We start from the raw sequence: 22,684 nt of genomic DNA, 5'->3' as shown, positions 1-22,684 counted from the left end.
GACGGCGGGCTGTGGTTGAGCGATGAAGCCTGCGCGATGGAGAGTGCAGGGGTCCTCGTCGGGCAGGGATGGATCCTGCCCGCTTGCTCGCCGCGCTGCCTGTGGAGCGGGCCGATGACGATTGATCGTTACGTCCGCCCCGCGTCGGTCGTCGGCAACGGCGTCGGCGGATGATCCGGCAAGGCTCCAACAGGAGGGCCGCCAGCCGGAGGGCGCGCGTCCAACGACCACGCGGGACGTCGATCTCGTCGAAACGGTAAACCTATAACCACACCGGGCGAGGCCCGGCGTCCCGCACCCTTCCCATCCCCGCCTCGAAAGAGCGCGGCGCACAGTCATGCCCGCATCAAAGCCCTTCCCGACCCACGCCCCGGAGCCCCACCCATGTCCCCGCGCCAACCCTCCCGTCGCCGTCGCCGCAACGCCCTGCTCATGGCGGTCCAGCGCCTGCGTCTCGAGGGCATCGTCCGTGGCGAACTCGAGCCTCTCAGTGCTCGCGAGGCCTGTTTTCAGGGCATGATCCAGGACGGCGGAGCCTTCCCGATGCGGGACTTCCTCGTCTCTCCGATCCTCTTCCTCCTCGAGGATCTGGAAGCGGACTTCGACGCCGCCGACACCCCCTGACTCCGCCCACGGTCATCGCCCCTGAAAGCTCGCAATTCCCGTCATAATTCCTATATTCTGGACCTCCCGGCGCGGGTCAGATTCGCGCCGTTTTCCGGGCCCTCCACAGGGCCGTTTCACCGACCGATTTGATGACCGATCAAACCCCGACCGCGCGCAACGAAGACACCGCCGAAGAGGCCGCCTACGGCGCGGATTCCATCAAGGTCCTCAAGGGCCTGGATGCCGTCCGCAAGCGCCCCGGCATGTATATCGGCGACACGGATGACGGCTCGGGCCTGCACCACATGGTCTATGAGGTGGTCGACAACGCCATCGACGAGGCCCTGGCCGGTCACGCCGACCTGGTGCAGGTCATCCTCAACGCCGACGGCTCGGTGACCGTGACCGACAACGGGCGCGGCATCCCCACCGACATCCACGGCGAGGAGGGCGTCTCCGCCGCCGAGGTCATCATGACCCAGCTGCACGCCGGCGGTAAGTTCGACCAGAATTCCTACAAGGTGTCCGGCGGCCTGCACGGCGTCGGCGTCTCGGTCGTCAACGCCCTGTCGGACTGGCTCAAGCTGAAGATCTATCGCAACGGCAAACGCCACGAGATGAAGTTCGAGCGCGGCGACACGGTCGAAAGCCTGGTCGTCACCGGCGACGCCCCGATCCGTGAAACCGGCGACAGGGCCGGCCAGCCCCTGTCCGGCACCGAGGTCACCTTCTATCCGTCGGTCACCACCTTCTCCCACATCGACTTCGACCTGAAGACGCTCGAGCATCGCCTGCGCGAGCTGGCCTTCCTGAACTCGGGCGTGGTCATCAAGCTGCGCGACGACCGCGGGGTCGAGCCGTTCGAGGAAATCCTGCACTACGAGGGCGGGGTCGAGGCCTTCGTGCGTCACCTGGACAAGTCCAAGACGCCCATCCTCAAGGACGTCATCGTCATCCGCGGCAAGAAGGAGGGGATCGAGATCGATCTCGCCCTGTGGTGGAACGACAGCTACCACGAGACCATGCTGTGCTTCACCAACAACATCCCCCAGCGGGATGGAGGCACCCACCTGTCGGCCTTCCGCGCCAGCCTGACCCGCGTCATGGGCGGCTATATCGAGGCCGCCGGGGCCGCCAAGAAGGAGAAGGTTTCCGTCTCGGGCGAGGACGCCCGCGAAGGCCTGACCTGCGTCCTCTCGGTCAAGGTGCCGGACCCCAAATTCAGCTCCCAGACCAAGGACAAGCTGGTCTCGTCCGAAGTGCGTCCGGCCGTGGAAGGGTTGTGCTCCGAAGGTCTGTCGACCTGGTTCGAGGAACACCCGGTCGAGGCCAAGGCCGTCGTCGCCAAGATCATCGAGGCCGCCGCCGCCCGTGAGGCCGCCCGCAAGGCGCGCGACCTGACCCGCCGCAAGACGGCGATGGAGATCTCGTCCCTGCCCGGCAAGCTGGCCGACTGTCAGGAACGCGACCCGGCCAAGTCCGAACTGTTCATCGTCGAGGGCGACTCCGCCGGCGGCTCGGCCAAACAGGCGCGCAACCGCGAAAATCAGGCCGTCCTGCCCCTGCGCGGCAAGATCCTGAACGTGGAACGCGCCCGGTTCGACCGCATGCTGTCGTCCGAGCTGATCGGGACCCTGATCCTGGCGCTGGGCACCGGCATCGGCCGCGACGACTTCAACGCCGACAAGCTGCGCTACCACAAGATCATCCTCATGGCCGACGCCGACGTCGACGGCGCCCACATCCGCACCCTGCTGCTGACCTTCTTCTATCGTCAGATGCCGGAGCTGATCACGCGCGGCCACGTCTACATCGCCCAGCCGCCGCTCTACAAAGTCTCCAAGGGCAAGCAGTCGCGCTACCTCAAGGACCAGGCCGAGATGGATTCCTACCTCATCGAGGAGGGCTCATCCGAGGCCGAGCTGGACCTGCCGTCGGGCGAGCGCCGCACCGGTCTCGACCTGCAGGCGCTGGTCCGCGAAGCCAAGGCCTTCAAGGCCGGCGTCGATCGCCTGTCGCAGCGCGCGCCGGGCTTCGCCATCGAACAGTCGGCCCTGGCCGGTCTGTTCGCGGAAGAGGGCGGGGATCCGGTCAAGGCCGCCGGCCGGCTGAACCTCTACGCCGAGGAAGGCGACGGGGCCTGGACCGGCGGTCCGGGCGCCCAGGGCGCCGTGGCCTTTGAGCGCGTGCGCCGCGCCGTCACCGAACGCGTCGTGCTGGAAGAGGCCCTGATCCGCTCGCAGGACGCCCGCCGTCTGGCCGAACGCGCCGCCGCCTTCGACGGCCTGTTCGACAAGCCCGCCGTCTTCCGTCGCAAGGAGAAGTCGGTCACCGTGCGCGGTCCGCTGGACCTTCTCGAAGCCGTCCTCGACGCCGGCAAGAAGGGCATCGCCATCCAGCGCTACAAGGGTCTGGGCGAGATGAACCCCGAGCAGCTGTGGGAGACGACGCTCGACGTCAACGCCCGCACCCTGCTGCAGGTCAACGTCGAGCATGAGGAGGACGCCTCCGACCTCTTCGCCAAGCTGATGGGCGATGTCGTCGAGCCGCGCCGCGAGTTCATCCAGGAAAACGCGCTGGACGCCGCCGTCGACGCCTGACGTCAGGAAACCGGGCGGTTACGGCCGCCCGGCGTCCACATAGGCCTTCACCGACGGCCACACGGGCGGGGCGGCCCGCGTCCCGTCGCAGGCCATGCCCAGCAGCTGTTCCGGATTGGTGTTCGGGCGCAGCGACTCCCAGGCGGCGTCGACCTCGGGATAGTTGCCCGTCTCCGTGCCGTCCGGGCCGTATTCGACCAGGCCGGCGGTCCGCCACTTCTTGGCGCCGCACTGGAACTGGTAGGTCTCGACGGTGTGGCTGTAGTCGCCCGCCGCGCCGGTCTTCGGCACGGTCGCCGACTTCATCGACGTGACGCCGTCCGCCTGCGTGATGCTGTCGACGTCGGCCATGTAAAGCGTGCTGTCGGTGCGGGAATAGGAGTTCCAGGACTCGGCCAGAACCGGCGTTCCCACCGCGAGGACGGCCAGTCCGATGAATACGAATTTCATGATGATCTCCCCGATCTGTTTGGCCGCATTGATGCGCCGCTTCTCGCGGTTGGCAAGAGGGCAATTAACAGTGTTTCATGCGGCCTTTCGCGCCGCCTCGCCGCCGCCCGCCAGCGGCTCGAACAGCCACCGCGCCAGATGGCGGACCACCGGCGCCGCCACCCCGTCGCCGGTCAGCTTGCACGCCGCGCTGTAGGAGCCCGGAAGGCGATAATCGTCGGCCAGCCCCATCAACCGCGCGGTCTCCCGGGCCGTCATCAGCCGCGACTGGACCCGCCCGGCCTCGACCACCACCAGCGTCTGCCGGCTCGACCCGCCACCCGGCGTCCGCAGGCAGCCCGCCATATCGAACCGCACCTCGGCCCGCTGCAGCTTGCGGCCCTCGGCGTCCCGCCGGGTCCGCCGGTACAGCGCCCCGACCTGCCGTCCGCCCCCGGCCTTCGCCGCCTCGACCTTGGCCCGGTTGACCGGGGACATCAGGCTCAGCAGCCGCGCCGTCTGGGCCTGAGAATGCCAGTCCAGATGCGGCCCGTCCGCCTCCGTCACCGCCGCCAGATCGGCGACCGGCTCGACCGGCTCGGGCAGGCGCCACCACAGCATCCGACGGCGCAACTCCTCGGGCAGCCGCGCCGCCGCCCGCCGCAGATTGGCCGGATGGAACGGCGCCTCCGGCCCGTCCGCCACCAGCGCCGGGTCGATGCGAACGTCGCCCCGCACCCCGACCACGAACAGCCGCGGCCGCGACTGCGGCACGAACCGGTCGGCATTGATGACCAGCGCCCCGAAGGCGTACCCCGCCTCGTCCCACGTCCGGCACAGGATCTCGAAATCCCGCCCGCCCCGCGACGTCAGCGCGCCGCAAACATTCTCGATGGCCACGATCTTCGGCCCGCGCCCCTCTCGGCCCAGCCCTCTCGCCAGATCCCAGAAGGTATGGAACATCCCCGACCGGGCTCCGCCCAGTCCGGCGCCGTTCCCCGCCAGCGACAGGTCCTGGCAAGGGAAGGAGCCCCACATCAGATCGGCCTGCCCGGGCAGATCGGCGGTCGCGACCTCGCCGATGTCGCCGACCGCCAGCTCCTCCCCGCCCCAGTTGGCGCGATAGAAGGCGGCCTTCTGCGGGTCGATGTCGTTGGCGAAGGTGCAGGTCCAGTCGTCGCCCAGCCCGGCGCGCAGCATCCCGCCGCCGGCGAAGAACTCATAAGCTTCGAAAGGGGACGATTCGACCATCGCCGCCGAGCATGGGGCCTCGGCGGCGCCGGGTCCACCGGTCAGCCGACCAGCGCCTGCCGATCCCGCTCCAGGAAGGCGACCACGTCAGCGATCTGCGTCCTCGGATTGCGCGTGTGCGGATAGGCGTGGGCCGTCCGCGGCTTGCGATCGAACCAGATCTCGTCGACCACCTCCGTCGGCCGCGTCGCAGCCAGCCAGTCGATCGTGTCCGCGCCCTCGTCGTCATTGCGCAGGATCGGCGCCAGCACCTTGCGGAATTTCGGCAGCGAGGTCTTCACCCCCGCCGTATCCGCCCACCCGGGGTGCACCGCATAGGTCCGCGCGCCGATGTCCGCGAACGTCGCCCGCCAGTGCTCCGCCAGCGCCACCTGCGCCCTTTTGTGCGCGGCATAGGCGGCGAACCCGTTGAACTTCTCCTCGGGGATATTCAGCATCGATTTGGTCAGCGGCAGATTATACAGCCCGCCCGACACCACATTGATGATCGCCGCGCCCCGCGCCAGCAGCCCCTCGGAATGCATCTGTTCCGTCAGGATGTAATGGCCCAGCAGATTGGTCGCATAGGAGGTTTCCAGTCCCTCCGCTGTCGCCGTGTAGGACCGCATCAGCAGGCCGACATTGTTGACCACAACATCGAAGGTCTGGCTCGCGATTTCGGGACGCCGGGTCAGGTCGGAGACCGCGCGCATCGACGCCAGGTCGCAGATCACGGGAACGACCTGGCCCGGCAGCTTCTCCGCGGCGGCCTGAAGCGACTCCAGGGCCGCGACGTTGCGGCCGACCGCATGGACGGTGGCGCCCTTCTTCACCGCGCGCAGCGTCGCCGCACGACCCAGCCCTCCGGTCGCGCCGGTCACCAGCCAGGTCTGGTCGGAATAGTCGGCCCGCACCGGGCGGAACGGAAGCCCGCGGGCGATGTAGCCCACCCGTGTGAAGGACGGCGCAAACCGGCCGTAGAAATTCACCGATTTCATAAGGGCTTGCAGGAAAGGCGGTTCAGCCATCGGACATCCTCCCAAGCGCGCAGATTGTCGCTTTCGTAAACATACTAAACGACCAAAGCGGCTTGGCAACCGGCTTGCGTTTATGGACTAATGGCGTAACGGTTCGGAATCGAAAGTTACAAGGCGTCGCCTCGAATGAGCAGACCGATCCGGGTAATCCAATGGGCGACGGGCTCGATGGGCAAGACGTGTCTGCGGGCGGTGCTGGATGATCCGCGCTTCGAACTGGTCGGCCTGTTCGCCTACGGAGCGGCCAAGGTCGGCAAGGATGCGGGTGACATCGCACGGCGCGACCCCACCGGCGTAATCGCGACCGGAACCCTTGAGGACATTCTCGAACTGGAGGCGGATGTCGTGCTGCATTGCCCCATGCTGTCCGACCCCTACGACGGTCACGATATCGACGTCTGTCGACTGCTGGAGTCCGGCAAGAACGTTATCTCGATCAACAACTACTTCGAGCCCCGCGCGCTGGGCCCCGACTATGCCGCCAGGCTTGCGGAGAGCGCGGTAAAAGGCGGGGCGACCTTGTCTGGAACCGGGGTGAACCCGGGCTGGGTTGCCGAGCGGATCGCCGCGAACGCCGTGGCGCTTTGTCTGAGCCACCACAATGTCGCGACCCGGGAAATCATTGACTGCACAACGGTTCCTAACCCGGAATACGTCTTTGGAGCCTTGGGTTTTGCAGCCGATCCCGCCTCAGTTGATCTGGTGGACGGCCCACTCGCGCGCACGTTCAACGGCATGTTCGCCCAGTCTGTCGAAGGTCTCGCGCAACGCATCGGATTGCCGCTTGATGGTTATGAGTCAGATCACGAACTCCGGATGGCAGGCCGGGACCTGAGGGTGGCCGCGGGGATGATACCCGCAGGTACGGTCGCGGCGACGACCTGGAGGGTGCATGGCCTTGCCGACGGCGTCCGGCGCATTACCCACGAGGTCAACTGGATCATGAACCCGACCGATCCCGCTTTCGCCGGAAAGCCTCATTGGCAGGTCGAGATCGATGGACTGCCGGGCCTGAAGATCGCGATGGATCTGGTCGATACAGCGCCGCCAGGCGTGCGGACCAAGCCGGAGCAATTCGCCGTCGCGGCCATGGTGCTGGGCGCGATCCCGCGCGTGGTCGCAGCGCCGCCGGGCCTGTTTCGACTTTGACGTCGAGAGTTGCCCGCTAACAAAAGTCATGTCACTTTCAATCAAAGACTAAAAGATAAACCGAGGAAACGACACATGGCCGAACGCGACCCCGAGGTGCAGGCCCTCCTGGACAAGAAGGCGATCGAGGAGACCCTGCTGCTGTTCCTGCGCGGATGTGACCGCGCCGACGAGGCGCTGGTGGAGCGGGCTTACTGGCCGGATGGCTGGGAGGATCACGGCGGCACCTTCAACGGTCCGGCGTCTGATTGGGTCGCCACCATCAAGGAGCGTTTGCCCAAGGCCGGATTGATGAACCACCTCGCCATGAACATGGTGATTGAGCTCAAGAGCGCCACGACAGCGACCGCCGAATGTTACATCCTCACCGCGTCGCGGCTGAAGGTGAAGGGCGAGCTGTTTGACGCCCGCACCCTGGCCCGCTGCGTCGACCAGATGGAGAAGCGCGGCAATGAGTGGCGGATCCTGCGCCGCACCATGTGCTGGGAGTGGAACGAGGAACACGAGATCTCGGAGACCTGGGCGCGCGGGGCGATCACCAATGATCCGACCCAGCTTCGCCGCGGCGCCAAGAAGCCCGACGACATCATCTACACCGCCGCCTGAGGTCAAATCATGGAAGTTCAGGGCTGTGTCGCCATCGTCACCGGCGCCAATCGCGGGATCGGCGAGGCTTTCGTTCGGGTGCTGATGCAGGAAGGGGCGGCGAAGGTTTACGCCGGCGCCCGCGATCCCGCCTCGGCCGGACATCTGGAGGATGAGTTCCCGGGGCGTGTCGTGGCCGTCGCGCTGGATGTGTCGAAGCCGGAGCAGATCACGGCCGCCGCCGGCGCCTGCCCCGACGTGTCTGTGGTGATCAACAACGCCGGCGCCTTCAACAACCAGCTGCTGATCGGCGCGGACGACCTGTCGGCGGCGCGCGAGGAGATGGAGGTCAACTATTTCGGCCCCGTCGCCATGGCGCGCGCCTTCGCCCCGATCCTGAAGACCAACGGCGGCGGCGCCATCCTGAACGTCCTGTCGGTCGGCGGCATCCTCGCGGCCCCGAACATGGGCGGCTACAGCCCGTCGAAATTCGCCATGCGCGCCGCCGGGACCTGCATCCGCGCCGAGCTGGCGGGGCAGGGCACGACGGTCACGTCGCTGATCGTCGGCTCGGTCGACACCCGCATGGCCTCGCATGTGAAGGGGGCCAAGGAGGCGCCCGAGGACATTGCGCGCGCCGCCATGCGCGGCATCACGCGCGGCACGGACGAGATCGACACCGATCGCTTCGCCATCGAGATGCGCGCCGCCATGGCGCGCGATCCCAAGGGGCTGGAGCGGCAGATGGCCAAGGCTGTCCACGTCAAGGAACCATCGACCGGCCGCTAGGGTCCGGCGCAACATTCGGGGGGAAACCAATGCCTGAACTTCTGGAGATCGCCACGATCCTCGGGATCAATCTCGGGATCTGTATCGCGTCCTTCGTCATCCTGTGGGCCATCGGCTGCGCGGTGAAGGATGTGACCTTCGTTGACGCCTGGTGGGCGCTGGGGCTGGCCTTCATGGCCGTGACCACCTTCTTCCAGGCCGAAGGGGCGCCGGCGCGGATGCAGTTGCTGCTGGTCCTGGCTTGCGTCTGGGGCCTGCGCCTTGGCCTCTACATCCTGTGGCGCTGGCGCTCGCATGGGCCGGACAGGCGCTATGTGAAGATGCTCAGCCGGGCGCAGGAGACCAAGGGATGGAGCTTCCCGGTGGCCTCCTGGCGTCTGGTCTTCATGTTCCAGGCCCCCATCCTGTGGGCCGTCAGCCTGCCGGTCCAGCTGGGTCAGCTGTCCGCCACCCCCGTCGCTATCGGCACGCTGGGGTGGATCGGCGCCGGTCTGGTGATCTTCGGCGTCCTGTTCGAAAGCACCGCCGACTTCCAGCTGGTTCGCTTCAAGGCCAACAAGGCCAATGAGGGCAGGGTGCTGTCGAGCGGACTGTGGCGCTACACCCGGCACCCGAACTATTTCGGCGACCTGTGCGTCTGGTTCGGCCTGTGGGCCGTGGCGGCGGAGACGGGGCTGCTCGGCATCGTGTCGATCGCCGGACCGCTGCTGCTGCTGCTGATGTTCGTCAAATACAGCGGTGGGCCGTCCTATGAGAAGCGGCTGACCTATCAGCGCCCCGGCTATGCGGAGTATATCGCCCGCACCAGCTCCCTCATTCCCTGGCCGCCGAAGAAGGCCGCTCCGGAGGTCGTGTGAAGCGTCCATCCACTCCCCGCGTCATGTCCACCCCCGGGATCGGCGAGATGACGCCCCGGGGTATGGGCGCCCTTCTCGACATCCACGCGGCCCGCGATCCGGATCGCCCGGCCCTGTCGTTCGAAGGCCAGACCCTGACCCGGGCCGAGCTGGCCTCGCGGGTCAACCGGCGCGCGCGGACGCTGGCGGGTCTGGGCGTGCAGGCGGGCGACTTCGTCGCTATCGCCCTGCCGAACACACCGGCCTTCCTCGAGCTGGCCTTCGCGATCTGGGCGCTGGGCGCGACGCCCGCCCCCCTGTCGCACAAGCTGCCGGCGGTCGAGCTGGCGGGCATCCTTGACCTGCTCAAGCCCCGACTCGTGATTACCGATGACGCGTCGAAGGCGGGGGACTGCCCGGCTGTCGCCGAAGTCGACACCTTCGATGCGGCGCAGGATGACGGCCCGCTGCCGGAGAAGATCGCCCCGCACCTGAAGGCGATCGCCTCGGGCGGCAGCACGGGACGGCCCAAGGTCATCGTCGACATGTCGCCGGGCGTCGCCGATCCGGACAAACCCCTGCTGGGCATGCTGCCCGACGACGATGTGCTGATGAATCCGGGGCCGCTGTATCACGCCGCGCCCTTCGGCATGACCTGCTTTGCCCTGGGTTGGGGGCTGCACGTCGTGCTGATGCCTCGCTTTGACGCCGAGGAGGCGCTGCGCCTGATCGAGCGACACCAGGTCCGTTGGCTGTTCCAGGTGCCGACCATGATGCATCGGATCTGGGCGCTGCCGGAAGAAACAAAGGCGCGATACGACATCGGCTCGCTCGACGCCGTCATGCACATCGCTGCGCCCTGTCCGCCCTGGCTCAAACAGGCGTGGATCGATTGGGTCGGCGCCGAGACGGTGTGGGAGCTGTACACCGGCACCGAGGCCATGGGCGGCACCGGCATCAACGGCCGACAATGGCTGGAAAAGCCCGGCTCGGTCGGTCGTGTCCTGCCCGGTTATGAGATGCAGGTTCTACGCGCCGACGGTGCGGCCTGTGACGTGGACGAGGTGGGGGAGATCTTCTTCCGCCCGCTGCGGGGGCGGGGGACCAGCTATCGCTACCTCGGCGCCGAGCCGAAGGCGGTGGGCGAGTTCGAGACCTTGGGCGACATGGGCCGGCTGGATGCTGACGGCTATCTGTTTCTTGCCGACCGACGCGTGGACATGATCCTGTCCGGCGGAGCCAACGTCTATCCGGCCGAGGTCGAGGCGGCCATCGACGCCTTCCCGGGCGTCCAGTGCAGCGTCGTCATCGGCCTGCCGGACCCGGATCTGGGCCAGAAGGTCCATGCCATCGTCGAGACGGCGGACGGAACGCTGGATCAGGCCGGGCTGACCGCCTTCCTGGCCGAGCGGATTTCTCGCTACAAACAGCCACGCAGCGTCGAGGTCACCGCCGAACGCTTGCGCGATGATGCGGGCAAGGTGCGCCGCGGACAGCTTCGGGCGGAGCGTCTGAACGCCTGACCCTCGAACGATAGAGAGGCGCACGATCCGCCGTGCGCCTCTCTCAGTCTCAGGATTCCATGCCGGATCAGGCCGTCGCGGCCGGGTCCTTCATCTGGAAATAGTCCCGCCAGGCGGTGATCTTTCCGGCGTCGTTGAACTCGATGATGCCCATATAGGGATGGGACACCTTCACGCCGTCGGCGTTGACGTAGTCCTCGCGGCCTTCGGTCAGAACCTTGTTCCCGTTCTCGGCCCAGTTCTCCAGAACCCAATCGGTTTCGGAATGATTGGCCCAGTAGCGGCTGATGAACTTGTCGACCCATTCGATCCCGATCAGGGGACGGGTGCCGACGTGATAGTGGTACTCGACGGCCGGGTCGAAGGCGGCCAGAAAGGCCGCCTTGTCGCGTCGGCCCGATACCGCCATCAACGCCCGCAGGCGTTCGATCGGCGAACTCACGCCGAGGCCGCCTGCGCGGTCTCAGGCTTGGCCGGCGCATGGACCTGCGAGGTGTCGTAATAGTCCCGCATGCGGCGGATCAGGCCGTCTCGGACCTCGAAGACCTGGACGAAGGGATTGTCCATCTTCACGCCCGTGGCGCGATCCACGAGGACCTCCATACCCTCAACGAACAGCACCTCGCCGTTTTCGGCCGAATGGGTCACGCGCCATTCCTGCTGATCGAAGCCCTGTTCGTAGTTGGACAGGAATTTCCGCATCTTGTCCTTGCCCACAGCGGCCCGTTTCGTGGGGTGCCAATGGTACTCGATGTCGTCGGAGAGGGTGGCGATGAAGCCCTCCACATCGCGCTTCTTCCACGCGGCCATCATGGCCTCGACCACCTTCATGTTTTCGCCCATGGCGTCTCTCCCTCGCTTGTCGTTGGAGAAAAGCTAGGGCGATAAGTTTGTTAATGCAAGCGAGTCGCTGGGGCTTTCAAACTCAGACTTTCACGTCCGTGTGAGACGGCGGGAGATCAGGTGATCGTGTGGCCCTTGCCGGGCTTCAGCAGCACGTCGCCCATCTTCAACCGGCCCTTGCAACAGCTGCAATCCACCTCGCTGGCCAAGGCCGCGCCGCACGCGTGGCGGATGCGCACTGGCGGTCCGGCCTTGTCCCTCAACCAGGTTTCGGCCCAAGCCAGCATGGTCAGGGCGTGGGGATAGAGATCCAGCCCCTTCTTGGTCATCCGGTACTCGTACCGGGGGGGTGTGATCTCATAGAGCCGTCGTTCGAAGATGCCCGCAGTCTCCAGCGTGCGCAGACGATCGGTGAGGATGTTGGACGCGATGCCCAACATGTTCTGCATCTCGTCGAAGCGGTGAATGCCGAAATACTGGACGCTGACGACCAGGCCGGTCCAGCGATCGCCCAGCAGGTCGACCAGTTCCAGAACAGGCGTTGTGTCCGTCGGCTGGCGCTTGCGGTGCATGCGCTGGACCGGCAGCTTCTCCATCCCCTGACCGGGGCCGGGCACGAAGCTGCAACTGCGCAGGGTCAGCAGTTCGCCGCAGGCCGAGCAGCGAACCTCTGGCAGCATGGCCTTGCCGCAGGTTTCGTGAATGAAGACGGTCGGCGCGCGACGACCCGCGACGCCCCAGCGCACGCCCCAGCCCCACATCAGGATCATGCTGTCGAACAGGTCCAGCCCGCGCGGCGTCAGATGGTAGGCCATCCGCGCGCCCTCATCCTTGTGCGGTCGCTTCTCGAGGATGCCGTGACGCTCCAGCGCCTGAAGACGGCTGGACAGGGTGCTGCGCGCGCCCCCCAGTCGCTCATGAAACTCCTCGAAGCGTGTGGCGCCGAGGAAGGCCTCCTGAACGATCAGCAGGCTCCACCGGTCGCCGAGCGCGTTCAGCGCCCGGTTCAGGGAACTCTTGGGAACCAGCCGGGTCTTCGGCGCGCCTTGGGAAGCCATGACTTGTCTTAGCGGTCTCGCCGAACGGAACTCAAGCGGTGGATAGCTTCTGTCTGCGAACGGACAGGCCCGCGGCCTCCCGATCAAAGGTGTCCGCCGTGATCCCTTCGGCCCTCAGGCCCGTCTTCTGGATCTTGTTGGTCGGGGTCTTGGGCAGTTCCGCCGCCACCCGGACATAGCGCGGCACCATGAAATGGGTCATGCGCGGGATCAGATATTCGATCAGTTCGCGCGGATCGATGGTCGCCCCGGCTACCGGCGCCACGGTCACCATGACCTCCTGTTCTCCGCCGGGCAGATCGACGCCATAGGCCGCCGCCTCGCGGACGGCGGGATGGCCGCAGACCTCGATCTCGATTTCGAGCGACGACATGTTCTCGCCCCGACGGCGGATCGCGTCCTTCTTGCGGTCGATGAAGAAGAAACAGCCTTCATCATCGCGACGCATCAGGTCGCCGGTGTGGAACCAGCCGTTGCGCCAGGCTTCCGCCGTTGCCTCGGGATCGCCCAGATAGCCGTGGCTCAGGGTCCAGGGATTGTCGGCCCGGATGACCAGTTCGCCGGGTTCGCCATGCGGAACCTCATTGTCGAAGGCGTCGACGATGCGGCACTCCATCCCCTCTCGGGCGCGGCCGCAGGATCGCATGACCGTCTCGTTCACCGCGCAGATCAGCGGGCCGGATACCTCGGTCATGTTGAAGCCCGAGATGTAGTCAAAGCCGAACCGGTCGGCGAGCGCGACCGTATCCTCGGTGATCGGGGCGAGGGTGACCATTCGCAGGGGATTGTCCCGGTCGTCCGGCCTGGGCGGCTCCTTCATCAGGAAGGCTGTGAGGGCGCCAATCAGGCCGCTGCATACCGTCGATTCCGTCTCACGGATCACGTCCCAGAAGCGCCGCGTGTCGAAGGCCTCGAACAGCGCGACCGATCCGCCGCAAGACACCGCCGCCGTAATGGCGGCTATGCCCCCGACGTGGAACATCGGCAGGTTGACCAGCATCCGGTCGCCACCGTGCATGTAGCCGTAGGTGACTTTTCCGGTGGTCCACTCCTGCACATAGGAGGTCAGTACGGCCTTCGACGGACCGGTAGTGCCGGATGTGAAGATGATGACCGGCACGTCCCACGGATCGGACTCGACCCGGACGTAGCCTGCGATGTCGGCGATCAGGGCCGAAGAGGGTTCGACCGCGACCCCGAGGTTGATCGGGCCGTTCGGTTCGCCGGTCAGGATCAGGCTCTCGACCGAACCCAGCGACAGCCCCTCGAGCCGCTCGACCAAATCGGGATGCACGATCAGCAGATTTGCGCCCGTCTTGCCGATCGCATGCTCCAGCAGCTTGCCGCGGAAACTGGTGTTGATCGGGGCCAGTGACGCGCCGGCGTAGTTGGCGCCGAACCACGACCGCACCAGCGCCGCCGAGTTGGGCGCCCAGGCGGCGACGATGTCGCCCTTGCTGACCCCGCGCGCCTGAAGGGCGGCGGCGGTCTCCAGCGCCTTCGTCCGGGTCTCCGCCCAGGTCCAGGTCTCGCCGGTCTCGTAGCGGATGAAGACCTTGTCCGGAGTTTCGGCGGCGTAGCGATCCAGCAGCCGCGGGATCACACAGTCTTCGGCGGTGGGCGGCTTCGGATCAAACCACGGAAGCTTCAGGCCGCTCATGAGGCGTCTCTCTGCCATTCCTCCGCCTCAGCCACGCTGGCGCGGAAATGGGGCAGGGTCTTGATGAGGATGGCCGAGGCCACGGTGATGCAGACTCCGCTGACGATGGCCAGCGACAGGCCGATCTTCTGAGAGCCGCCCAGCAGGCTGTCGCTGATCGCCGCCACGATCGTCGGGCCGCCAGCCAGCGAAATGAGGTTGCCGATCAGGAAGTAGATGGCCGTCACCTGTGCCCGGAACTGGTTGGGCGACACCGACTGCAGGGAGGTGGCGGGCAGGCTGTTCATCACACCCGCAAAGAAGCTGAACCCGGCCAGGGACGCGACGGTCAGGGTGGTGTCGCTGAACAGCGGTGTGGCGATGGCGAACGGGATACTGCACACCAGACCGATGATGGCGGCGTACAACGGCGCGTCCTTGCGCCCTCGCGCGGCGAGGAAGTCGCTCAGCCAGCCCCCGACCAGCACGCCGGGCGTCGCCGCCAGCAGCAAGACCGCGCCATAGGTGAAGCCGACCTGCGACGCGGTCCAGCCATGGCCGCGGATCAACACCGCCGGGATCCAGGCGAGGTAGGAGATGCCCGCGATGCCGAAGATCGAGAAACCGATAATCATGGCGTAGAAGGTCTTCTTGCGCGCCCACATGAATTTCAGGACGCCGGCCTTGGGATCGGCCTTCACCAGCCCGTGCCGCGGCGGCTCGCGTACGATCAGGAACAGGGCGGCGATGAGCAGACCCGGCAGGCCGACCAGGACGAAAGTCTGCTGCCACGGCGCCATGACGCCGAGCAGCGGCAGGGTCAGGGTCCCGTGTCGCGAGATCATGTCGATGACGCCGCCGCCGATCATCAGGGCCAACCCGGCGCCGATGTAAGGCCCCATGGAATAGACCGCGAGCGCACGCGCCCGCATGCGGGGCGGGAAGTAGTCCGAAATCATGGAGTAGGCCGCCGGAGACAGCGCCGCCTCGCCGATGCCGACCCCCACTCGCGCGGCGAACAGGGCCCAGAAGCTGTTCGCCAGACCGCAGCAGACGGTCATCACGCTCCAGATCGTGATGCCGAAGAAGATGATCCACCGTCGACTGCCGCGATCCGCGAGCCGCGCCAGCGGCACGCCCATCAAGGTGTAGAACAGCGAGAAGGCCAGCCCGGCCAGGAGGCTGAACTCGGTATCGGTGATGCCCAGATCCGACCGGATCGGCTCGACCAGCAGACTCAGGATCTGGCGGTCGATGAAGCTCGAGGTGTAGGCGATCATCAGGGCGCCGACGGCGAACCATCCCCATCCGGGATGAGGCCAGATCCGCGGCGGGGGAGCCGTGCCGGCAGAGGTGGTTTCTGGGGACGTCGTACTGGTCATCGGCGAGGTCCGGTCAAGCGATCAATCTAAAGGTGAAAGTGACTTGAGGTGTCTGTCGCATCGGATGCAATCGCTCCGACGCGCCTGTTCGCGGCCCGCGAAAGCAGTCCGCGGTGTTCGCTGTGACGTCTTGCGGATGTCTCCATCGGCTCGCCTCAACTCCCTGTTAGTACGCCGGTTTTCCGGTCTATCTGGCTCTTGGGTCGGCCCTCGGCGGAACGGAGTCGCGTTCCTGCTGAAGGCCGTCTGCGGCCGTGTCACACTCAAGCACGGATGTTGGTCTGATTACAAAAGCTATTTGACAGTCTGAATACGCAAGTTACACCTAGCACGGAAGCACCTCGGCTAAACGGGGGCTCATGGGAGGATAGGGCGTGACCATTCGAGGTTCGATCAGCGTATCCGCATTGCTTCTGGCGGCTTCTCTCGGCGCGACGCCGGTATTCGCCCAGACAGCGCCGCAAACACCGCCGGAGCAGGACAGCTCGACGCAGTTGGACGAGGTGATCGTCACCGCCAACAAGCGCGAGCAACGGCTCATCGATGTGCCGATCGCGGTTACGGCGGTCGGCGCCGAGCAGCTTCAGAACTCCGGCGTTTCCGACATCCGCGAACTGACCGGGCTGGCGCCCAGCGTCCAGTTCCAGACCCCGGGCGGCGGCGCTGACTCATCGATCCGCATCCGCGGCATCGGCACGACCTCGACCAATCCGGGTCTTGAATCCTCGGTCGGCGTGGTCATCGACGGCGTGACCCGCGCCCGAACCGGCGTGGCCTTGTCCGAACTGGGCGACCTGCAACGCATCGAGGTCCTGCGTGGACCGCAGGGCACCCTGTTCGGTCGCAACACCTCGTCCGGCCTGATCAACATCGTGACCCGCGAGCCCAGCTTCACGGGCGTCGAGGGGCGCCTTGAAGGCACCTACGGCAACTACTCCGACATGCGCTTGGCCGGGGCGGTGAACATTCCGTTGTCCGACAACGCCGCCTTCCGCCTTGAAGCCAGTTCCGAGACCCGCGACGGCTTCTATCAGGACTCCAACAGCGCCGAGACGCTGGACAATCTGGATCGCCAGTTCGTTCGCGCCAAGCTGCGTTATGAGCCCAGCGAGACCCTGCGCTGGCTGTTCAGCGCAGACTATACGAACCGCGACGAGAACTGCTGCGTGGCCGTCCTCGCCATCGCCGGTCCGACCTACGGCCTGGTCAACACCCTTGCGGCGACGCACGGCGACTTCGGCTACACCAGCACCGACCCGTTCGATCGCGAGGTTTCGAAATCGAGCAATCGCCAGAACCAGGAAGACATCGTCGACTGGGGCTTGTCGGCGCAAGCCGACTGGGACCTCGGCTTCGGCACCCTGACCTCGATCACGGCCTACCGCAGCTGGGAAGCCTACCGCTCGCAGGACTTCGATCACTCGGGCGCGGATCTGGGCTTCTTCGCGCCTGACGGCCTGCACCAGAGCTTTGACGTCTTCACCCAGGAACTGCGTCTGCAGGGCACGCACGGCATCGTCGACTGGCTGGTCGGCGCCTACTATTCGGACGAGGATGTCATGAATGACTCCGCGTACCGGATGGGGGCGGACTATCCGCTGATCTACGGCGGTGCGGCGACCTTCCAGGCGACGACGCTGGCGGCCTTCACCCCGGGCGACGGCGCTCGCGGGATCGGCAATCAGAACGGCCGCGACATGTCGGTGTTCACCCACAACATCTTCAACGTCACCGACCAGCTGAGCATCACCGCCGGCCTGCGCTACACCAACAACAAGAAGTCGATCGACTTCCGGGGCGAGAACTTCAACCCGGCCTGCGACAGCGCCCTAGCCACCGGTGACACGCCAGGCATCACCCGCTTCTGCGCCGCCTTCTGGGACACCCGCTTCAACCCGGCGGGCGACTCGGATTCGCGCAGCGAGGATGCGGTCACGGGCACCTTCAACGTGTCGTACGAAATCCTGCCCACCCTCACGAGCTACCTGTCGTACTCGCGGGGCTACAAGTCGGGCGGCTACAATTTCGACCGCGCCGGCTTCACCACCCCGGCCACGCCGAACGCCTCCGATCTGGCGTTCAAGGAAGAGACGGTCGACGCCTATGAGTTCGGCGTGAAGGGCGAGTTCTTCGACCGATCGCTGACCGCTAATTTCGCGATCTTCCATCAGACGTTCTCGGGCTTCCAGCTGATCGAATACACCGGCATCAACTTCGTGGTCCGGAGTCTGGAGGAAGCGATCTCGGAAGGCGCGGAGCTGGAGGTGACCTGGCGGCCGATCCAGGGCCTGACCCTGACCAACGGCCTCAGCTACACCGACGCCTACTATCCGACGAGCGCGGGCAACTCGACCTATTCGGGTCGCGAGATGGAGCAGTCGCCGGATTGGGTGAACGTCAGCTCGGTGACCTATGAGTTCCCGATCGGCGACCAGCTTACCGGCGTCGCTTACATCGACAATCGCTACAGCTCCGAGTTCTTCACCGGCGGCTTCGATCCGAACCGGATCCAGCCTTCGTTCTCGGTGGCCAACGCCCGCTTCTCGCTGCGTGGACCTGACGAGAGCTGGTCGCTGGACCTGTGGGCCCGCAACCTGTTCGACAAGGACTATTACCGTCGCGTGATCCCGGCCACCTTCCAGGCCGGCTCCTACTCGGCCTTCCTTGGCGATCCCCGCACCTACGGGATCACCCTGCGTCGCACCTTCTGAGTTTTCTGGCCGAAGCTGCGTTTTCCTGAGCCTTGGGGCCCCGTCGATCCGTCGACGGGGCCTTCTTTTATGGTCGGGATCGAGATGCGCAAAAAAGCCCCCTCCCGTGAAGGAGAGGGCTGGGATCGTGTGGCGGCGCGACGGGCGCTAGAGGCCCATCTGTTTGGCGGCGAGGTCGCGCAGGATTTCCTCTGAGCCGCCGCCGATGACGAAGATGCGGGCCTCGCGGTAGATGCGCTCGACACGGTTGTCGCCGGTGTAGGCGCGGCCGCCCAGCACCTGCAGGCTTTCGCGGGCGCAGTGCTCGAGCGTCGTCGTGGCCTGCACCTTCAGGAGGGCCAGGTCGGCGACCGGCGTCTCGCCTCGCGAGAAGCGCCAGACGAGGATGTCGAGGAAGGCGTAGGCTGCCTTGAGGCGCTGGATCATTTCCACGATCTTGTGCCGCATCGACTGATGGTCGATCAGCCGCTTTCCGAAAGTCTGGCGCTCGCGGGCGAAGGCGATGGCCTCGGCGATACAGGTCCGGGCCATGGCCAGGGTGGCGGAGATGCCGCTGAACCGCTCGATATTGAACTGGCTGGCCAGCCCGGCGAAGCCGCGGTTCTCCACCCCGATCAGGTTCGAGACGGGGACCTCGACATTATCGAACTGGAGCCAGCCGTTGTTGCGGTTGTACCACTGCAGGCCGGGGACCGGGCCGCGGCTGACCCCCGGGCGGTCGGTTTCGATCAGCAGCATGGACAGGCCGCCCATGCCGGGGCCACCGGTGCGGACGGCAGTCAGCAGGAAGTCAGCCTTCAGGGCGCCCGAGATCAGGGTTTTGCCGCCGTTGACGACGAAGACGTCGCCCTTGCGCTCGGCGGTGGTGGTGAAGCCCGAGACGTCGGAGCCGCCGCCGGGCTCGGTGACGGCGAAGGCGATCTTCTTCTCGCCGGCCAGCACGGGTCTGGCGACCCGATCCAGCATCTCGGGCGAGCCGCCGTTGATGATGGGCGGCAGGGCGATCCATGGCGTGGCGAGGTCGGCGAAGACCACGCCGGAGCCGAGGCGGAAGAACTCCTCGGCGAACAGGATGCGGGCCCACAGGTCGATGTCCTCGCCCATGCCGCCCAGATCCTCGCGGAAGCCCATGCCGAGAATGCCGGCCTTGGCGGCCTCGACATAGAGGCTGTCGGGGAAGTCGGAAGCCGCATCCCAGTCCTTGAGATTGGGCGCGATTTGGGTGTCCACAAAGGCGCGCAGCTGGGTCCGCCATGTGTCATGGGCGGGGGTCAGAAAGGGGCTGGGCGGGCGAAGGCCGTCGAAGTCCAGTGCTGGAGCCGTGTGATCCGCCATGTTCAAATCCTCCCTGACCGCGCCTGACCGGCGTCACTTTCGATTTGATACTAAAAGCCCTCGCCTTCCGCGGCAAGAATGGTATTCTAACGAAAGCTACTATTTCCGGATCGTGGGTCCGCAAGGAGTTTTCGATGGGTTTCGAACCGACCGGCGCCGCGCGCGAGGCGCTTGACAGCGAGGTGTCGCTAACGCCGTTCAAGGTGACGCTGAAGCCGAACGAACATCCCTACATGACCGGCGCCTGGACGCCGCAGCATGAGGAATTCACGGCCGAGGACATGCCGGTGATCGGGACCATCCCGACAGACATCGACGGCGTCTATGTGCGCAACACCGAGAACCCGGTGCACGAGCCGATCGGGCGGTATCACCCGTTCGACGGGGACGGCATGATCCACACCATGGTCCTGAAGGACGGCAAGGCCGCCTATCGGAACCGCTTCGTCCGCACCAAGGGCTTCGTCGCCGAGCAGGAGGCGGGGCACGCCCTGTGGGCCGGGCTGGCCGAGCACCCGTCGCTGTCGCAGCGGCCGGGCTGGGGCGCGCACGGCGGACTGAAGGACTCGTCCTCGACCGACGTCATCATCCACGCCGGGGCGATCCTTTCGACCTTCTACCAGTGTGGGGAAGGCTATCGCCTCGACCCCTATACGATGGAGCAGTTGCCGAACGCCGACTGGGTCCCGCCGGAAGGGATTTCGGCCCACCCCAAGGTGGACGAGAAGACCGGCGACCTGCTGTTCTTCAACTACTCCAAGGCCGCGCCACACATGCATTACGGCGTGGTCGGGCCGGACAACAGGCTGAAGCATTTCACCCCCGTGCCCCTGCCGGGCGCCCGGCTGCCGCACGATATGGCGTTCACGACCAACTACTCGATCCTGAATGACTTCCCGCTGTTCTGGGAAGAGGCGCTGCTGCCCAAGGGGATCCATGCCGCGCGCTTCCATGGCGACATGAAGTCCCGCTTCGGCATCATCCCGCGCTACGGCAATGCCGACGACGTGCGCTGGTTCGAGGCCGACGCCACCTATGTGCTGCACTTCCTCAACGCGTGGGAGGAGGGCGACCAGATCGTGCTGGACGGCTATTTCCAGGACAATCCGGTGCCGCAGACCAGCCCGGACGCCTGGCCCGGTCACGAGCGGATCATGACCTTCCTCGACCAGAACATGCTCCAGCCCAAGCTGCACCGCTGGCGCTTCAATCTGAAGACCGGCGAGACGACCGAGCAGCGGATGGACGACCGGGTGCTGGAGTTCGGCATCATCAACAACCAGTACGGCGGGGTGAAGTACCGCTACGCCTACAGCGCGGTGTCCAAGGCGGGCTGGTTCCTGTTCACCGGCCTGGTCAAGCACGACATGGACACCGGCGAGAGCTGGACCGTGGAATTCGGCCCCGAGCGCTACGGGTCGGAGCCCGGCTTCGCCCCGCGGATGGGCGCGACCAAAGAGGATGACGGCTATCTGATCACCTACATCACCGACATGATCGAGAACCGGTCGGAGTGCGTGATCTATGATGCGCAAAAACCCGGCGACGGGCCGGTGGCGCGGATCATCCTGCCGGGACGGCTGTCCAGCGGGACCCACGCGACCTGGTCGCAGGGTGCAACCATCCGCGCGTCTCAGGCGGCGGCGTAAGGAACGGGACGGATGACCTATATCCTCGGCGGCTGGCAGTCGGACTTCGCGCGCAACTACGCCCGGGAGGGGCTGGAGATCGGGGACGGCTTCGCCGAAGCCGTGCACGGCGCGCTGGATCAGACCGGGCTGGAGCCGGAGGATATCGACGTGGGCCACGTCGGCAATTTCGTCGGCGACCTGTTCACCGGGCAGGGCATGCTGGGCGGCTTCTTCGCCATGGCGGACGAGCGCTTCGACGGCATGCCGGCGTCGCGGCACGAGGCGGCCTGCGCCTCGGGCAGTCTGGCGATCCTGGCGGCCGCCGCCGACATCGAGTCCGGGCGCTACGGGACCTCGCTGGTCTTGGGTCTGGAGATGATGCGCAATGTCTCGGGCGTCACGGCCGCCGAGCATCTGGGCGCGGCCGCCTGGGCCGGGCATGAGTATCTGTCGGCCACCTATCCCTGGCCGCGCGCCTTCTCGGACCTGACCGACGAGTACGACCGCCGCTACGGCATCGACGAGCAGTACCTGCGCCGGATCGCCCGGATCAATTTCGCCAACGCCAAGCGCAATCCGAACGCCCAGACCCGGAACTACAAATTCACCGACGCCAGCTTCGCCAACGATGACGAGGCCAATCCGGTGATCGAGGGGCGGGTCCGCAAGACCGACTGCGGACAGGTGACGGACGGGGCCTCGGCCATTGTCCTGGCCTCGCCGGAACGGGCAGCCGAGTATGCGCGCAAGCGGGGCATTCCGCTGGAGAGCCTGCCGCGCCTCAAAGGCTGGGGCCACCGCTGTGCGCCGATCGACTATGGCCGCAAGGTAAAGGCCAGCGAGGGCCAGCCCTATGTCTTCCCGCAGGTAAAACGCGCCATTGACGACGCCCGCGCCCGCGCCGGGGTGTCGCTGGATCAGATCCACGCGGTGGAGACCCACGACTGCTTCTCGATGACCGAATACATGGCCATCGACCATCTGGGCCTGACGGCGCCGGGCGAGAGCTGGAAGGCGATCGAGGCGGGCGATATCGAGATGGGCGGCAGGCTGCCCATCAATCCCTCGGGCGGCCTGATTGGTTGTGGTCACCCGGTGGGCGCCACGGGCGTGCGGATGGCGCTGGACGCCTTCAGGCAGACGACCGGAACGGCGGGCGAGATGCAGGTCGAGGGGGCGCGCAACGTCCAGACGTTGAACATCGGCGGATCGACGACGACGACGGTGAGTCTGGTGATCGGAGTCTGAAGGCGGGGGAAACCCTGTCGGCCCAATCCGACCCCATTCCCGGGTGCGAACCG

Annotated in this window: 19 protein-coding genes; 10 read left to right on the top strand and 9 right to left on the bottom strand. The window is 66.2% G+C overall.

What is annotated here, in order from left to right; all coding sequences use genetic code 11:
* Positions 1-384: 384 nt before the first annotated feature.
* Together ACW174_RS04030 and gyrB are read left to right on the top strand one after the other, a co-directional pair.
* Positions 385-624, top strand: a complete 240-nt coding sequence (locus tag ACW174_RS04030; RefSeq protein WP_492016420.1) for a hypothetical protein — start codon at positions 385-387, stop codon at positions 622-624.
* Between the two features lie 131 nt (positions 625-755).
* The gene (gene gyrB / locus ACW174_RS04025) at positions 756-3,206 is read left to right on the top strand and encodes a DNA topoisomerase (ATP-hydrolyzing) subunit B (protein ID WP_492016419.1); all 2,451 of its coding nucleotides are present in this window, start codon (positions 756-758) and stop codon (positions 3,204-3,206) included.
* Positions 3,207-3,224: 18 nt separating this feature from the next.
* Here the strand turns inward: gyrB and ACW174_RS04020 are convergent, their stop codons facing one another.
* The 3 genes from ACW174_RS04020 to ACW174_RS04010 form a co-directional block, all read right to left on the bottom strand.
* The gene (locus ACW174_RS04020; RefSeq protein WP_492016418.1) at positions 3,225-3,656 is read right to left on the bottom strand and encodes a surface-adhesin E family protein; all 432 of its coding nucleotides are present in this window, start codon (positions 3,654-3,656) and stop codon (positions 3,225-3,227) included.
* A gap of 75 nt (positions 3,657-3,731) precedes the next feature.
* Positions 3,732-4,886 (bottom strand): DNA cytosine methyltransferase, encoded by a 1,155-nt coding sequence (locus ACW174_RS04015; RefSeq protein ID WP_492016417.1) that lies wholly within the window; start codon positions 4,884-4,886, stop codon positions 3,732-3,734.
* A gap of 41 nt (positions 4,887-4,927) precedes the next feature.
* Positions 4,928-5,893, bottom strand: coding sequence for an SDR family NAD(P)-dependent oxidoreductase (locus ACW174_RS04010; protein ID WP_492016416.1), 966 nt, complete (start codon positions 5,891-5,893; stop codon positions 4,928-4,930).
* Between the two features lie 135 nt (positions 5,894-6,028).
* Here ACW174_RS04010 and ACW174_RS04005 point away from each other — a divergent pair, with 135 nt between their 5' ends.
* The 5 genes from ACW174_RS04005 to ACW174_RS03985 all read left to right on the top strand — a co-directional run bounded on the left by ACW174_RS04005 (position 6,029) and on the right by ACW174_RS03985 (position 10,784).
* Positions 6,029-7,051: an NAD(P)H-dependent amine dehydrogenase family protein gene (locus ACW174_RS04005; protein ID WP_492016414.1), complete on the top strand. Its 1,023-nt coding sequence runs from the start codon at positions 6,029-6,031 to the stop codon at positions 7,049-7,051.
* A gap of 75 nt (positions 7,052-7,126) precedes the next feature.
* Positions 7,127-7,657 (top strand): nuclear transport factor 2 family protein, encoded by a 531-nt coding sequence (locus ACW174_RS04000; RefSeq protein WP_492016413.1) that lies wholly within the window; start codon positions 7,127-7,129, stop codon positions 7,655-7,657.
* A gap of 9 nt (positions 7,658-7,666) precedes the next feature.
* The gene (locus tag ACW174_RS03995; RefSeq protein WP_492016412.1) at positions 7,667-8,425 is read left to right on the top strand and encodes an SDR family oxidoreductase; all 759 of its coding nucleotides are present in this window, start codon (positions 7,667-7,669) and stop codon (positions 8,423-8,425) included.
* 29 nt (positions 8,426-8,454) lie between these two features.
* On the top strand, positions 8,455-9,282 hold the full coding sequence (locus ACW174_RS03990; protein WP_492016411.1) for a DUF1295 domain-containing protein: 828 nt from the start codon (positions 8,455-8,457) through the stop codon (positions 9,280-9,282).
* 47 nt (positions 9,283-9,329) lie between these two features.
* Positions 9,330-10,784: an AMP-binding protein gene (locus tag ACW174_RS03985; RefSeq protein ID WP_492016410.1), complete on the top strand. Its 1,455-nt coding sequence runs from the start codon at positions 9,330-9,332 to the stop codon at positions 10,782-10,784.
* A gap of 67 nt (positions 10,785-10,851) precedes the next feature.
* Here the strand turns inward: ACW174_RS03985 and ACW174_RS03980 are convergent, their stop codons facing one another.
* The 5 genes from ACW174_RS03980 to ACW174_RS03960 all read right to left on the bottom strand — a co-directional run bounded on the left by ACW174_RS03980 (position 10,852) and on the right by ACW174_RS03960 (position 15,604).
* On the bottom strand, positions 10,852-11,226 hold the full coding sequence (locus ACW174_RS03980) for a nuclear transport factor 2 family protein (RefSeq protein ID WP_492016409.1): 375 nt from the start codon (positions 11,224-11,226) through the stop codon (positions 10,852-10,854).
* Complete coding sequence (locus tag ACW174_RS03975) at positions 11,223-11,627, bottom strand: nuclear transport factor 2 family protein (RefSeq protein ID WP_492016408.1); 405 nt, start codon at positions 11,625-11,627, stop codon at positions 11,223-11,225. The genes ACW174_RS03980 and ACW174_RS03975 overlap by 4 nt, the downstream gene beginning before the upstream one ends.
* Before the next feature lie 116 nt (positions 11,628-11,743).
* Positions 11,744-12,685: a winged helix-turn-helix transcriptional regulator gene (locus ACW174_RS03970; protein ID WP_492016407.1), complete on the bottom strand. Its 942-nt coding sequence runs from the start codon at positions 12,683-12,685 to the stop codon at positions 11,744-11,746.
* 31 nt (positions 12,686-12,716) lie between these two features.
* Positions 12,717-14,345 (bottom strand): AMP-binding protein, encoded by a 1,629-nt coding sequence (locus ACW174_RS03965; RefSeq protein ID WP_492016406.1) that lies wholly within the window; start codon positions 14,343-14,345, stop codon positions 12,717-12,719.
* On the bottom strand, positions 14,342-15,604 hold the full coding sequence (locus ACW174_RS03960; RefSeq protein WP_492016405.1) for a spinster family MFS transporter: 1,263 nt from the start codon (positions 15,602-15,604) through the stop codon (positions 14,342-14,344). Before ACW174_RS03960 ends, ACW174_RS03965 begins: the two co-directional genes overlap by 4 nt.
* Before the next feature lie 476 nt (positions 15,605-16,080).
* On the opposite strand from ACW174_RS03960, the gene ACW174_RS03955 reads away from it, so the two are divergent.
* Entirely contained in the window at positions 16,081-18,417 is a 2,337-nt protein-coding gene (locus tag ACW174_RS03955; protein WP_492016404.1) for a TonB-dependent receptor, read from the top strand.
* Between the two features lie 147 nt (positions 18,418-18,564).
* Here ACW174_RS03955 and ACW174_RS03950 read toward each other — a convergent pair whose 3' ends face one another.
* The gene (locus tag ACW174_RS03950) at positions 18,565-19,752 is read right to left on the bottom strand and encodes an acyl-CoA dehydrogenase family protein (RefSeq protein ID WP_492016403.1); all 1,188 of its coding nucleotides are present in this window, start codon (positions 19,750-19,752) and stop codon (positions 18,565-18,567) included.
* 134 nt (positions 19,753-19,886) lie between these two features.
* On the opposite strand from ACW174_RS03950, the gene ACW174_RS03945 reads away from it, so the two are divergent.
* Both ACW174_RS03945 and ACW174_RS03940 read left to right on the top strand, forming a co-directional pair.
* Entirely contained in the window at positions 19,887-21,401 is a 1,515-nt protein-coding gene (locus tag ACW174_RS03945) for a carotenoid oxygenase family protein (protein ID WP_492016402.1), read from the top strand.
* Between the two features lie 12 nt (positions 21,402-21,413).
* Positions 21,414-22,631, top strand: a complete 1,218-nt coding sequence (locus ACW174_RS03940; protein ID WP_492016401.1) for an acetyl-CoA acetyltransferase — start codon at positions 21,414-21,416, stop codon at positions 22,629-22,631.
* Positions 22,632-22,684 lie beyond the last annotated feature (53 nt).

It is taken from the genome of Brevundimonas sp. AVps31, assembly GCF_058681355.1.
Note: the sequence above shows the minus strand (reverse complement) of the source record. Positions and strands in the feature narration are given on the sequence as shown.